Source organism: Idiomarina sp. UBA3176 (assembly GCF_002364295.1).
Taxonomy (GTDB): Bacteria; Pseudomonadota; Gammaproteobacteria; order Enterobacterales; family Alteromonadaceae; genus Idiomarina; species Idiomarina loihiensis.
The window spans coordinates 271,218-285,982 of record NZ_DEXU01000023.1 but is presented as its reverse complement, the minus strand read 5'-3'; the positions used below and the strand labels follow the sequence as shown (position 1 = coordinate 285,982).

Below are 14,765 nucleotides of genomic sequence, written 5' to 3'. Positions count from 1 at the left end.
CTGGTAGCTCGTCGGGCTCATAACCCGAAGGTCGTAGGTTCAAATCCTGCCCCCGCAACCAACGTCCGGAATTAGAATTCAGTAATGCCTTCCTGCTAAATACTCTTTCTTTGAATAAATTCCCAAGTAAGCCTGAAAATAGACTTAAGACGCAAGCTTTATATTTAAAGCCACTACGCCAACTGTTGTCCCCAGTTAGACTGAGCTGACAAAGCTAAATCGACGGTTGCCGGTAACAAGCGGTTTAAGGTGACTTTAATGACATGGTACTGACGCAGCGATTTAATCGCAGAAAGCTGCATGCCCTCACTTAATAGTAAGCAAGTCGCAAATTCATCATCGGTATCAAGAATTAAGAACAGCCCCTGATCAAAACCTGAGTTCAATTCGCATAAACGCCGCTCTAACGGCCATTCGCTAATATCAGATTTTTGAAAATGCCAACTCTGTGGCATTTGAGGACGACCAAAGCGACACCAGGCAGTTGCATTAAGAGCTGCGTTTTGCGGTGCACAAGGCATTTTATCTGCAGGGTAAGCCTCTAATGTTTCACTAACGATTTGGAAAGTTGTCGCGTCTTCAATATCCATCATTTGTTCATTAAAGTGAATATTGACTAGCTGACTCGGTTTGTAAGGCGTATCAAATACGTCGGTATCACTTAGCTTAACGCTAAGCTTGCCGCTTTCTGTATTGAATAACCATAACCAATGGGATTCCGATTCCACGATGTTAGCCTTTATTATTAGAAGAATTTAAGCTTTGCGATAAGATACTAAAGTCACTTAACCATTACAAGTGACTAACAATTGAGCGAATTAGCCCAGGCCCTTGATAGATAAACCCTGTGTAAACTTGCACCAGGCTCGCTCCAGCCTTGAGTTTGGCCTCTGCTGACTCAACTGAATCAATGCCACCAACGCCTATAACCGGTATTTTTCTTTGCAAAGTTTTACATAACAGCTCTATCACTCGAGTACTTTTATCCTGAAGTGGTTTACCGCTTAAGCCCCCTGCTTCGCCGGCCTGACTGCTTTGCAGTCCGTCACGCGACAAAGTTGTGTTGGTTGCTATTACGCCATCCATTTCATTCTTTAATAGTGACTGCGCCATAACTTCCACTTCATGATCTTCAAGATCCGGAGCTATTTTAACCACCAGCGGCACGTAGCGCTCATACTCTTTTGCCAAAGTCAGCTGAGCCGTTTTAAGGCTGGACAATAAGCCATCAAGACTGGAGCCGTGCTGAAGGTTTCTTAAACCCGGAGTATTAGGAGATGAAATGTTTATCGTTACGTAGTCTGCATAAGGATAAACCTTATTCAGACACGCAAGGTAGTCATCAATGGCCTGCTCTTCCGGCGTGTTTTTGTTTTTACCGATATTAATGCCTAGCACGCCTTTATAGGAAGACGCTTTGACATTTTTAACAAGCTCATCAACCCCATGGTTATTAAAACCCATGCGGTTAATAATTGCTTCGTCTTCGGTCAAGCGGAATAAACGAGGTTTATCATTACCCGGCTGAGCTACAGGTGTCACTGTACCAACTTCGATAAAACCAAAACCCATCTGAGAAAATGCATCTATACACTCGGCATTTTTATCAAGACCAGCGGCTAAACCTACCGGGTTAGGGAAATCAATTCCCATAACCCGAACCGATTTGCTGGGTACGTTTTGTTTCCAAAACAGCGACAACGGTGTGCGATGCCATTTACTCAGGATCCCGAGCATTAATTCGTGCGTTTTCTCAGGATCCTGACGGAACAACAATGGTTTTATAAGGTTGTACATTAACTGATCACTTTAGGTGCACAGTTATGGCTTAACAGCATAAGCTCGCGCAAAGCGACCGAGAATTTAGCAAACTCGTGGCTCTTCGTTGTACGGAAATCGGATAGCATTTGCTGCCAGCGCGATAATAGTACTTCGTTTTGCTCTATCCACTCGCTGATCATCTTTTCCGGATCGCTCACGTCTGGTGTTGAACGCAGTACAACTTGAGTTAATGAACGTTGCTGCCAGTCGAGCTCTTCGCGGAATGCCGCTCTTGCCAGAGCTTGCCAGTGGTTCGCCACAGGTTGGTTATTAATTTGTATTAAGAACCAATGTAAGTTTATTTCCGCACCTAAGCGGAAATAAAGCGTACCAACCGTCTTGAACGACTGTCCGGTTTCATTAGCAACTTCAGCAAGATCCATAGCAGAAAATACCGTGCTCAGGCTTGCAACTTGTTTTGCCAACTTGGCCGGAAAGCCATGTTCTTTGTACTTCTCTATCGTTTCTTCAATGACTTTAGCTTCATCTTCAACCATATACTTGAGGCTGTTCTCGCGTAAGTCATCAAATGCACCCATGTAAAAATCTAAGTGTTCCTGAATGCCACTCAGAGCTGGGTTGCGGTGACGCAAGAACCAGCGAGTTGCGCGGCGAACCATACGACGAAGCTGGAATAAAACTTCATTCTGAACTTCGGCAGGTACTTTATTATTCAGCGCTTCAATTTGTTCCCACAGCTCTTCAACTTTAAAACACTCGCGGGCAACAACATAAGCTGAAGCTATTTCAGCAACTGTCGAGCCGGTTGCCTCCTGCTTGCGGAAAACAAAGTTTGGTCCCATATCGTTAACGATATTATTGGCAAGCTTAGTTGCAATAATCTGACCTTTCAGCGGATGAGATACCATACTGTCAGCAAAACGCTCACGTAAAGCCTCCGGGAAAGAGTCAAAAAGTTCACGCATGTGGTACGGGTCTTCCGTGATTTCATCCGTTATCAGCTGCTCTTTAAGAACCATTTTTCCGTAAGCCGTAATAATGGACAGCTCCGGACGTGTTAAGCCCTGGTTCGTTGCCTGACGCTCAATTAATTCATCATCATCAGGTAAAAACTCAAGCTGACGGTTCAACGAATGCTCGCGCTCAAGGTGGTGAATAAACCGCGTATACTCTTTAACTTGATCGGTACCACGCAATGCTGTTACCGAAATTGACTGTGTTTGTCTGTTACAGTCATCCAGTACAATTTTCGCGACATCGTCGGTCATATCGTAAAGCAGTTTATCGCGTTGCTTCTTCGTCAGATCGCCACTGTTAACTAAACCGTTAAGTAAAATTTTAATATTAACTTCGTTATCTGAGCAGTCCACGCCACCCACGTTATCGACAAAGTCGGTATTAACTCGTCCACCGTTTTGTGCAAATTCAATACGGCCTAACTGGGTAAAGCCTAAGTTGCCGCCCTCACCGATAATTTTCGCGTTCAGCTCGCGACCGTTAACGCGCAACGCATCGTTAGCGCGGTCACCAACATCGCTGTCGGTTTCGGCTTTGCCTTTAACGTAAGTACCGATACCACCATTCCAGATAAGATCAACTTCCATCGTTAAGCAGGCTTTGATCAAATCATTAGGTGTCATTGATTTTTTCTGGGTACCCAGCATTTTCTTAATTTCAGGCGTTAGCTCAATCGCTTTAGCACTTCTGTTGAAGATGCCACCACCTTTTGAAATCAATTCTCGGTTGTAATCATCCCAGCTTGAACGCGGCATTTTGAATAAACGGTCACGCTCTTCCCAGGATTTCGCAGCGTCTGGCTCCGGATCAATAAAGATGTGCAAGTGGTTAAATGCCGCTTGTAATCGCGTATGCTTGGACAGCAACATGCCGTTACCAAATACATCGCCACCCATGTCACCAATGGCAACACAGGTAAAGTCTGTGGTTTGGCAATCAATACCCATTTCGCGGAAATGGCGTTTAACTGATTCCCAGGCACCACGAGCGGTAATACCCATTTTCTTATGGTCATAGCCAACTGAGCCGCCAGATGCAAAGGCATCACCCAGCCAGAAGTTATATTCAGCTGAAATGCCGTTAGCGATATCAGAGAAAGTTGCAGTACCTTTATCTGCGGCAACAACCAGGTATGGGTCGTCTTCGTCACGGCGAACAACACTTTTCGGAGGAACAATTTCGCCTTCAACGATGTTATCGGTAATGTCCAGTAACGCACGGATAAAGGTTTTATAGCACTCTTTACCCTCGGCCATCATGCCTTCTCTGTCTTCCGGTAAAGCTTTACAAATAAAGCCGCCTTTTGCACCCACAGGTACAATAACGGTGTTCTTCACTTGCTGAGCTTTTACCAGACCAAGTACTTCGGTGCGGAAGTCTTCACGACGGTCTGACCAGCGCAAGCCACCACGAGCTACTTTACCGCCACGAAGATGCACACCTTCGACTTTCGGCGAGTAAACAAAAATTTCAAACTTAGGTAACGGTAACGGCATTTCCGGTACCAGCTCAGGCAAGAACTTAACTGAAATATAAGGTTTGTCGTTGCCCTGCTCGTCTTTCTGGAAGAAGTTGGTACGCAAAGCTGCATCAATCAGTTCGACATAGCGACGAATAATACGGTCATCGTCAAGGTTGGCAACGTTATCCAACTCGGTATTAATACGGGTATGAAGTGCTTCAAGCTTTTTCTCAACACCTTTTGTACCCGGTTCAAACTTGCTGTAAAACATCTTCACAACCAGCTTGGCCAGCAGAGGATACTTACTGAACGTACTCTCTATGTAGCTTTGGCTGAATGTGGTGCCAATTTGACGCATGTATTTCGCAAACATACGCAAAATAGTGGCCTGACGGCCATTCATGCCGGCACCTAGTACCAAGCGGTTAAAGCCATCGTCTTCTAATTTACCGTTCCAGACTAACGCAAAGGCTTCCTGGAAGGTTTCACGACTCTCTTCCAGATTCAACGAGCCTGCAGTGTGAAGCATGTGGAAATCAAGAACCCAGTACACATCACCGTCGCCCGTTTTAATCTGGTAAGGGCTTTCGCCAATAACCCGTAACCCGAAGTTCTCGAGCATCGGCAGTACGTCCGACAGATGAATCGGTTCGTCTTTATGGAACAACTTCAAGTGCAGATGTTTACTGTCGTCTTTTTCTTCCTGAGCACGGTATAACACCATACCCAGTTTATGTTCGTCATTTAACGATTCCAGTTGTTTTATGTCTGAAATTGCTACCGACGGTAAAACGTCTTCTTTATACGCACGGGGAAATGCCGTAGCGTATCGTTTGTTTAAACGGGTAGCATTTGCTTCCCCGAAAGTGGACTGCAAAATACGTTCGAAGTTGTCTTCCCACGTGCGGGCCGCTTCAATTAAGTTCTGTTCTAATTCTTTCACGTTCACATCCTGATGGTCTTCGCTCAAACGCACGGTATAATGTGTTCTTGCTAACGAAGACTCTGAAAAATAAGTGGTAAAGTCGACGTCGTATTCGGTTTTCAATGTACGCGCCAACACACTTTGAGTTCGTTGACGTAACAAGGTGTTATAGCGCTCTTTTGGCACATAAACCATGCACGACATAAAGCGGCCGAAAATATCGCGGCGCAGAAAAGCGCGGGTCATGTCGCGCTCCTGCATTTGCAACACGCCCAGACCGACAGTTAGTAAGTCATCTTCTTCTGCCTGCACAATTTCGTCACGAGGATAAGTCTCTAAAATATTCAACAGTGCTTTAGCCGCGTGAGACTGCGGAGCAAAGCCTGACATGTCTAATACGCGGGATATTTTCTCACTCACCAACGGGATATCACGTGCACTGTTGTTATAGAAGTTGGCCGAATACAAACCAATAAAGCGGTCTTCACCTATGACTTCGCCGTCTTCATTAAAGCGTTTAACACCAATGTAGTCTGAGTATGCTGGACGATGAACCCGTGATTTCGAGTTGGTTTTGGTCAACAGTAACAGGCGTTCGTTGTGCGTTATTTCGCGCGCATCTTCCGGTAAGCTGGAAACCAAACGTCCTTTTTCACTAACGGAGTTTTTCATTAACCCCAGACTGGAGTCTTTAACCTGTTTGAGTTCGTAGTCGCCTTTCACCGGAGTTAGCTCATAGGAACGGTAACCGGTTAACGTGAAGTTATCATTGGCCAGCCATTGTAAGAACTCTTTAATTTCTTTCTTTTCTTTTTTTGAGCCCGGATAGTATTCATGATCCAGTTGCTCCGAAACCGTCTGTAGACGCTTACGCATAGCCTGCCAGTCTTCAACAGCAAGACTGATTTCTTCCATTACCGACACCAGCTCACTTTTTAACGTTTTTATCTCTTCCTTGCTGGTTTGGCGGTCTATTTCAATAAGAAAAACCGTGTCGACATAGTTATCATCGCTACGGGTACCCGGTTTCTGTAATTCAGTAACCTGGCTATTTTTGTCCCGTTTATGGCTCAACGGCATATGCAGTAATAAATGCGATGTAATGCCCAGACGAGCCAGCGCCATGCGCACTGAGTCGACCATAAATGGCATATCATTTTGAATAATTTCAATAATGGTATGAGGAGACTCCCAGCCGTCCGTCGGGACTTCAGGGTTATATACTTTTATCAGTGCTTTATCACCGGGTTTATACTCATTAAAGCTGTGCCATAAACCCAAAACCGCACCATACATATCACTATCGTGGCGGTTCGTTAAATCATCACTGGCAATATTGCGATATAAGCGCTTGGCAAAATCTGCTACTAAGTGCGCTTGAGAGGCGGGAACTTTCTTTTTTATCAATTCAACGACTTTTTCCAGTAAAACCGGAGATTGACTATCGACCAACGACATAATTGCAGAGTCCTTGAGGTTGTTGGTGAAACGTCGTAGGCAAGCCCAAATGCGGCCCACGGCCAGAGAATATATGATTGATGTTATTGTCGAACATTTACGCTGGGGTTTCAACGCTTATTCGCGCTAAAAACAGGTGTTTAGACCAGATATGGCAAGTAAAATAATATAACTATTTAGTTTAAATGAATGGACTCTAAGTCAGCCGTTTTAATCCCACGAACTTTTGCTGCTCATCAACTTGTAAAAGGAAGCGTCCACGCACGCCCTGGTTATCGATAAAAGGAATTAAACGCCCCGCGGGTAGTGCTACCCGCGTGCCGTTAACGGTCGTTACTACAATTTGTTGATAACCCTTGCTGTAATAAACATCGCAAAACTCCTGATAGCTCATACTCAGGTTAAAAACATACTCAATGATCACCGTTGGTTAATACCTTTAAATAATTATTCAGTTAGACAACTTTCTATTTTTTCAAATAAGTCACTGGCCAGGTTTGGCAATTGACGTAAAGACTCAAGCTGATTCCGCATTAATTTCTGGCGATTCTCATCATACCGGCGCCAACTGACAAAAGCAGAGAGCAGTCTTGAGGCAACCTGAGGGTTGCTGGTATTCAGTTGTTGAATGACTGAGCCTATCAGTTCATACCCTGCCCCGTCAGCTTTATGAAACTGAGCTTGATTCTGAGTGAACGCGGCAAGCAGTGAATACACCCGGTTTGGATTTTTTAACGAGAAATCGGGGTGCGTCATTAAATCTTTAACGCGCTCCACCGTAGCTTCGTTATTAGCAAGAGCCTGAGTGCTGAACCACTTGTCCATTACCAGTTTTTCGCCACGCCATTGCTGCTCAAACTTATTAAGTAAAGACTCGGCTGCAGAATGATTAGCCCACACTCCGGCCTGCATTGCACCCAGTTGATCAGTCAGGTTATCGGCCTGGTCAAACTGTTCTGTCAACTTATCGGTCGCTGCGTCGCCTAATTCGGCTAAGTAGCTTAAACAAACCTGTTTCAGTTGCCGTTTGGCTATTTCATCACCCACTAACTGGTAGGCTTTTTCTGACTTACAGGCACTCAGAAGCTGGCTGAAATCATTCTCGAGCGCAACTGCCAGTTGTGTTTTTAGTGACTTCAACTGGGTATTAATTGCTTCTACCGGAATGGTTTCATAATTATCAGCAATCGTTGAGGCTGAAGGCAGTGTTAAGGCCAGAGCTTTTAGTGCCGGATCTGTATTGGCCTGAAGCAAGTTCCTGCATGCATCAATCGTTTGTGCTGATAATTCGATAGCGGAATCATCATTAATTCCCTTTTCTATCATTCGGGTAAACAACGACTGTGCCGCATCCCAACGACTAAAGTCATCTTTGCTATGAGCCAGCAGTACCCGCAATTCGTCATCGCTTATGGTGCGTTTTACTTTAACTGGCGCAGAGAAATTATCGAATAAAGATAAAATGGGTTTCTCCACAACATTATCAAAGGTAAAAGTCGATTCATTCTCTTTTAAGTGCAATAAATTATTATCACTTAATGACAGTTCTGCGCCCTGCTCGCTATAGGCTGACCATTTAACCGGAATATGGAAAGGTGCCTTTTGCTCTTGTCCGGGAGTAGACGCTGTTTCCTGTTTGAGCACCAAGGTCAGTTGTTTCGCGTCTTTATCGTAAGACTGCTCCGCTGTAACAACCGGCGTTCCTGCCTGCGAGTACCAATGACGGAATCGACTGAAGTCTTCGCCGTTTGCATCTTCCATAGCCTGAACGAAATCTTCACAGGTTACAGCCTTACCATCGTGACGCTCAAAATAAAGCTTCATACCTTTCTGAAAACCGGATTCTCCCAATAAGGTGTGGATCATCCGAATAACTTCGGCGCCTTTGTTATAGACCGTAACCGTATAAAAGTTATTCATTTGAACAACTTTATCCGGTCGAATCGGATGCGCCATGGGTCCGGCATCTTCAGCGAACTGGTGGCTGCGAATAACGCGGACGTCCTGAATGCGGTTGACGGCTCTGGAGCCGAGATCTGAACTGAACTCCTGATCGCGGAAAACAGTCAGCCCTTCCTTTAAGCTCAGTTGAAACCAGTCGCGGCACGTCACGCGGTTGCCAGTCCAGTTGTGGAAATATTCGTGACCAATAACGGATTCAACGTTAAGAAAGTCCTGATCGGTTGCCGTCGCGGGATTAGCCAAAACGTACTTCGCATTGAAAACGTTCAGGCCTTTGTTTTCCATGGCGCCCATATTGAAGAAGTCGACGGCTACAATCATATAAATATCCAGATCGTAGACCAGGTCGAAACGCTCCTCGTCCCACTTCATCGCATTCTTAAGCGATAACATGGCATGATCAGCTCTGTCCAGGTTGCCTTTATCGACAAAAAGCTCTAAATCAACGGTACGCCCTTCCCGGGTAGTAAATTCGTCACGTAATACATCGAAATTACCCGCGACAAGAGCAAACAGATAGCAAGGCTTAGGAAACGGGTCCTGCCAGGTTGCCATATGCTTTCCGTTATCAAGATCCAGCTGCTTTATGCGGTTACCATTTGATAATAAGTATGGAAACTCTGCTTTATCGGCAATAATTGTGGTTGTAAATTTTGCCAGAACATCAGGCCGATCGGGGTAATAAGTGATGCGTCGGAAGCCTTCTGCTTCGCACTGCGTACAGAAGGTGTTTTCAGCCAGGTACAGGCCTTCAAGCGCCTCATTAGCCGTCGGGTTAACGCTATTTTCAATTTCAAGGGTAAACGCCTTGAGCGAAGTATTAAGTGAAAGGCTGTGCTCATTGCATTCATATGAATCCTCAGCAACGTCTTCACCATCGACTTTTAAGCTCAGTAAGGTGAGTTGTTCCCCGTCGAGTACCAAAGGCTTTGTATGATCGCCTTGCCGTACAACTTTTAAGACGCTCGTTACCCGAGTTTCTGTTGGATGAAGATTAAAAGTTAAATCGACATCCGTTATTGTGAATTCAGGTTCCTGATAATCTTTACGATATTTAGCCTTTGGTAATTGTGTCATAGCTTCCTTCTGTATTTAGTTCTCTTAAGTCGCTCTCTTGCGTACGGCTATTCGCTCTAATTAGGCTTCAGCCGTTTTGTCTTTTGGGTTCAAATACAAGATAGTCCAGCCGGTATAAGCGAGAATTATGGCAATTAGCGGTGTCAGGTAATTAAAGAACGCATAAATACCATATTCGAACGGACTTACGGCAAGTACTGAAAACATATAAGCTCCGCATGTATTCCAGGGAATAAGAGCCGATGTGATGGTACCACTATCTTCCAGAGTACGGGAAAGCACTCTGGGATCCAGATTGCGACGCTCATATTCTTCTTTGAACATGCGCCCTGGCAATACAATTGCCATATATTGGTCTGCGGTTAGTACGTTCGCACCAAAACAGGTAAAAATGGTCCCGGTAACCAGCGAACCGACACTCTTAGCTGACTTCAGCATGCCGCGGATAAAGCGTTCCAGCAGGCCAACTTTTTCCATAATGGCGCCAAAGGTCATGGCACTTAAAATGAGCCATACGGTATTTAACATTGACGACATGCCACCGCCGCTTAACAATGAATCAAGATTGGCACTCCCTGTACTCACCGATACGCCATCTGATAAGGCTAACCAAACTACTTTTAAGGCAGCAACCCAGCCCTGTTCTCCGGCTATTTGACTGACCATTTCAGGTTGGAAAATTAGCGCCCACACACCACCGAGCAAGGCTCCGAAAAATACCGTGGGTAGCGCTGGTTTGCGGGTTGCTGCCAAGTATAGCAACACCGCCAGAGGAACCAGCATTTCCCAGCCAACGTTAAAGGTTGCGCTTAGTTGCTCCTGCATCAGTTCCAGACGCTGTAAACTAACGTTGGTATCGGTGTTAAGACCAAGAATTAAGAACAAGGCTATCGAGATAGCAAAAGCAGGTCCTGCGGTATACCCCATATAACGGATGTGAGCGAACAGTTCTGTTCCTGCGACCGCTGGTGCCAAGTTGGTGGTATCAGACAAAGGTGACATTTTATCACCAAAGTACGCTCCCGAAACTATTGCACCAGCAGCGATACCTGGCTCTAAGCCCATACCGGAAGCTACTCCCATTAATGCTACACCAATGGTCGCTGCGGTTGTCCAGGAACTTCCGATAGATAGCGCTACTACACCACAAATAATACAACTTGCCGCATAGAATAAGCTTGGGTTTAGCAGTTCCAGACCAAAGTAAATTAATGTTGGAACGGTACCTGACAACAACCAGGTACCAATTAACGAACCGACAGCAAGAATGATTAACATTGCGCCCAGGGCTACAGAAATCCCCTCGGTTATGCCCTCTTCTATTTGTTGCCAGCTAAAGCCGTTTTTAAAACCTATGATGACAGCAATACCGGCCGCCACTAACAAGGCTATCTGATTGGGTCCATAAGAAGAGTCTTCGCCAAATAAATAAACCGACGAGGACAACATTCCGATTAGCGCAAGTAAAGGAATCAGCGCCTGTAATAAACTGGGTGCTTTTGTTTTATGACTCATTAATTATTCAACCTAAAGTTTTATAAAGCCGATCAGCTGTAAAAAAATAATAATGATAGCGACTGGAGAAATATATTTAACGCACAGTAGCCAGACATCGAAAATGCCCTTTTTTGTATCCAGTTCGTCTTTCGTGAACTCCGAACGCATTACCCAGCCCGCTAATAGCGCGAGCAGAAGGCCGCCTAGCGGGAGCAGTAAGCTCGACGTTAAAACGTCAATAATATCAAAGAGTGATTCAATTGGCTTACCTAACCACTCGGAGTCTAACTGAGCCCAGCCGGAGCCAGCAAACGAATGGATAGTCAACTGTCCCAGAAGCCATAGCACTCCGCCAGAAACTAAGGTTGCCGGCCAACGGCTTAAGGAAAATTTTTCTGAAACAAAGGCAACCGATGATTCAATCATGGCGATAGCGGAAGTAAACGCCGCAATAACCAGCATAATGAAGAATACGGTTCCAACAAAGCCTCCGGCAGGCATTTCACTGAAAGCTAAAGGCAAGGTAGTAAAGATAAGACCCGGGCCTTCACTTGGCGTTAAACCATAACCGAACACCAGAGGAAATATTGCCAGTCCCGCTAACAGCGCGACAAAAGTATCAATAACAGCAATCCAGACACTGGTTTGTACTATAGAGGTTTCTCGCGGTAAGTAAGCGCCGTACATAATCACAACGCCAGAAGCTAGCCCCAGAGTGAAAAAAGAGTGGCCTAGCGCGACCATTACGCCGTTAACTGTCAACTTGCTGAAATCAGGTTCAAACATAAAGCTAACAGCCGAGGAAAAATCACCGATGCTGCCAGAATAAACAGCAATGCAAACCAGCAACACAATCATGCAGGGAAGTAAGAAGCGTACTGACCTTTCCAGACCATTTTTAACCCCGTTGCCAACCACTAGAATGGTAGCGATAACAACCAAGCTGTGCCAGATCATCAATTCTCCGGGTGACGCCTGCAGTGCGTCAAAAGTTTTACCTATGTCCTCGGCAGAAGCTTTGGTAAACACTCCTTGCGCGGCTTTAAAGACATAAGCCAGCGCCCAACCGGCTATAACCGCATAGAAACTTAACACCAGATAACCGGTCAACATTCCCAGCCAACCTGCAACTTGCCATGCGGGATGCTTACCGGACTCTAATGCGACCGATTTGGCTGCATAGCCTGGTGAGTGTCGGCCACGGCGACCAATAATCACCTCGGCCATCATAATTGGAATGCCAATGGCTAAAATACAAAGCAGGTACACCAGAACAAAGGCACCGCCTCCGTTCTCGCCCATCACGTAGGGAAACTTCCAAATATTGCCTAAACCAACAGCTGCTGCTGAAGAGGCCAGTATAAAACTTAACCGACTTGACCATCGGCTTGATATCGCCTGATTATTTGTTGTCATTATTATTAATCGTTTGTGTTCAGTAACGCGCTATATGACCACAAAACTGGGGTCTATGACAAGCGCACAAAAAAATACCGCCGTAAAGGCGGTATTTTTAAACGGTCAATTTAATTCGAGGCAAGTTGATTTTTATCAATGAAATCAAATGCAACCAAAGCGGCTTGATCGAGGAAGGGATCTACCTCGGTAAACTCATCGGGAGCGTCTTCAACGTTCTCGATTGGCTCTTTTCCCGCACGTTTCAGGCGTTCGTTAACTCGCTCAAGTTGCTTGGCTTTTTGCTGCTCTTGTTTCTTTTCGCGCTCAGTTAACACCAAGCTGACCCACGTTTTATCTTTCTCTTCTCTATAACGTTCTATTTCTTCAAATATGTAAGAAAATTCTGGGTCATCTTCAATTCTCTGATTTAACTGCTGTTGCAAATCTTTCACTTCAGCACTGTTAATTTCACCAACGGGACTATAACTCGCCTTATCTATTTTATCCCAGGGTAACGCGTTGTCTTCTTTGCTTTCACCCCAGTCTGAAGCTTCAACAAACGAAGGGAAAACAACGTCTGGCTGAACACCTCTTAACTGTGTACTGCCACCATCTATGCGGTAGAATTTCGCAATGGTATATTGAACGCTGCCTAATGGCTTATCGTAGAAATCGAAGCGCCGGGCAAGTCCTCGATGTTGTTGCACAGTACCTTTCCCAAAGGTATTTTCACCTATTATTAAGGCACGTTCATAATCCTGCATGGCCGCGGCAAAAATTTCAGACGCTGAAGCACTGTAACGGTCAACCATAACGAACAATGGTCCGTCATAGTAGGTTTTACCGTCTTTGTCTTCACTGACATCGACACGCCCGCGCCCGTCACTCACCTGAACTACTGGGCCTTTATCAATAAATAGTCCGCTCAAACCAATAGCTTCGGTTAAAGCACCGCCACCATTACCGCGCAAATCAATCACTAAGCCTTCTACTTTCTGGCTTTCTAAATCCTCAATCAGCTTTTTGACATCAGCTGTTAGGTTATTGTAGAACCCAGGAATTTCGATAACACCAAGACGACGACCTTTATAAGGCCCCTCTTCGAACTCTTTGACTTCGGCTTTTGCTGCACGATCCTCCAGTTTCACCTTGTCACGGACAATTTCAACTTCACTTGGAGTGCCGCCGGCACCTTGGCTGGCTTTTAAGACCTGCAAACGGACGGTTGTTCCTTTGGGTCCTTTAATTAACTCAACGACATCGTCCAGACGCATGCCAATGATGTCAACAAACTCCTCTTCATCCTCGCCGGAGCCTTGGCCTACAGCTATGATCTTATCTTCTGGAGAAAGCTCATCGGTTTTATCCGCAGGACCGCCTGGGACTAAACTGCGAATTATTGTGTAATCGTATTCTGACTGAAGTACTGCGCCAATTCCTTCCAGTTCGAGATTCATATTTTGCTGAAAGCGCTCTGAGTTGGAAGGCGATAGGTAACTTGTATGCGGCTCAACTGAACGGGCAAACGCGTTCATAACGGTTTGAAAAACATCTTCGCTTTTCGATTTTGTCAGTCGATTTAATGCACTGTTATAACGCTTGCCGAGTGTCTCAACTATCTCTGGCCACTCTTTACCGGCCAGTTTCAAATTAAGCGCATCGTATTTAACACGGTTTTGCCAAAGCTCATCCAACTCTTCTTTGGATTCCGCCCAATCAGCATCTTCACGATCGTAGTAGTACTTGTCACCCTCAACCGAAAAATCCATGGGCTTGTCTTCGTCCAGTATAGACAGCGCATACTCGTAACGCTGAAAACGTCGCTCAAGACTTTTCTGATAAATGTCGTAAGCAACATCAAGCTCCCCCCGTTTCAGCATGTCATCAAACAAATGACGATACTCCTGGGCGGCTTCTATATCCTCTTTCAGAAGAAACATTTTGCTGTAATCCAGCAAGTCAAAGTAGCGCTCATGAATTTGCTCAGATAACTCGTTATCCAGCGTCAAACTACTGAAATGATAACGGGTAAAATAGGACGCAATACGCTCACTGGCTGTATCATGCTGAGCTTCCTGCTCTAACTCTGGTAATTCACTGATCTTGTGCTCTGGCGGTATGGCAACCGCAACAGGAACAACACACATCAGTGCCAATGCACATTTCTTTACAGCCCAGTGTTTCATT

8 protein-coding genes and 1 tRNA gene (1 of these 9 only partly in view) are annotated in these 14,765 nt (G+C 45.3%); 1 reads left to right on the top strand and 8 read right to left on the bottom strand.

The genetic code is table 11. The features are described from left to right. A tRNA-Met gene (locus B2U97_RS10970) sits at positions 1-61 on the top strand (it extends 132 nt beyond the left edge of the window). A gap of 112 nt (positions 62-173) precedes the next feature. Here the strand turns inward: B2U97_RS10970 and B2U97_RS10965 are convergent. The 8 genes from B2U97_RS10965 to prc all read right to left on the bottom strand — a co-directional run bounded on the left by B2U97_RS10965 (position 174) and on the right by prc (position 14,764). Beyond that, the gene (locus B2U97_RS10965; RefSeq protein ID WP_011234527.1) at positions 174-728 is read right to left on the bottom strand and encodes a cell division protein ZapC domain-containing protein; all 555 of its coding nucleotides are present in this window, start codon (positions 726-728) and stop codon (positions 174-176) included. Between the two features lie 64 nt (positions 729-792). Next, positions 793-1,797 (bottom strand): quinone-dependent dihydroorotate dehydrogenase, encoded by a 1,005-nt coding sequence (pyrD, locus tag B2U97_RS10960; RefSeq protein ID WP_114981326.1) that lies wholly within the window; start codon positions 1,795-1,797, stop codon positions 793-795. Beyond that, a complete protein-coding gene (locus B2U97_RS10955; protein ID WP_114981327.1) occupies positions 1,797-6,644 on the bottom strand; it encodes an NAD-glutamate dehydrogenase in 4,848 nt (1,615 codons plus the stop codon). The genes pyrD and B2U97_RS10955 overlap by 1 nt, the downstream gene beginning before the upstream one ends. 196 nt (positions 6,645-6,840) lie before the next feature. After that, on the bottom strand, positions 6,841-7,068 hold the full coding sequence (locus tag B2U97_RS10950) for a DUF2835 domain-containing protein (RefSeq protein WP_011234524.1): 228 nt from the start codon (positions 7,066-7,068) through the stop codon (positions 6,841-6,843). Between the two features lie 23 nt (positions 7,069-7,091). Further along, positions 7,092-9,683: an aminopeptidase N gene (gene pepN / locus B2U97_RS10945; RefSeq protein ID WP_011234523.1), complete on the bottom strand. Its 2,592-nt coding sequence runs from the start codon at positions 9,681-9,683 to the stop codon at positions 7,092-7,094. 60 nt (positions 9,684-9,743) lie between these two features. Then, positions 9,744-11,198 (bottom strand): Na+/H+ antiporter NhaC, encoded by a 1,455-nt coding sequence (nhaC, locus tag B2U97_RS10940; RefSeq protein ID WP_011234522.1) that lies wholly within the window; start codon positions 11,196-11,198, stop codon positions 9,744-9,746. Positions 11,199-11,210: 12 nt separating this feature from the next. Then, complete coding sequence (locus tag B2U97_RS10935; RefSeq protein ID WP_011234521.1) at positions 11,211-12,596, bottom strand: sodium-dependent transporter; 1,386 nt, start codon at positions 12,594-12,596, stop codon at positions 11,211-11,213. Between the two features lie 110 nt (positions 12,597-12,706). Continuing rightward, entirely contained in the window at positions 12,707-14,764 is a 2,058-nt protein-coding gene (gene prc, locus B2U97_RS10930; RefSeq protein ID WP_011234520.1) for a carboxy terminal-processing peptidase, read from the bottom strand. Position 14,765: the final 1 nt, after the last annotated feature.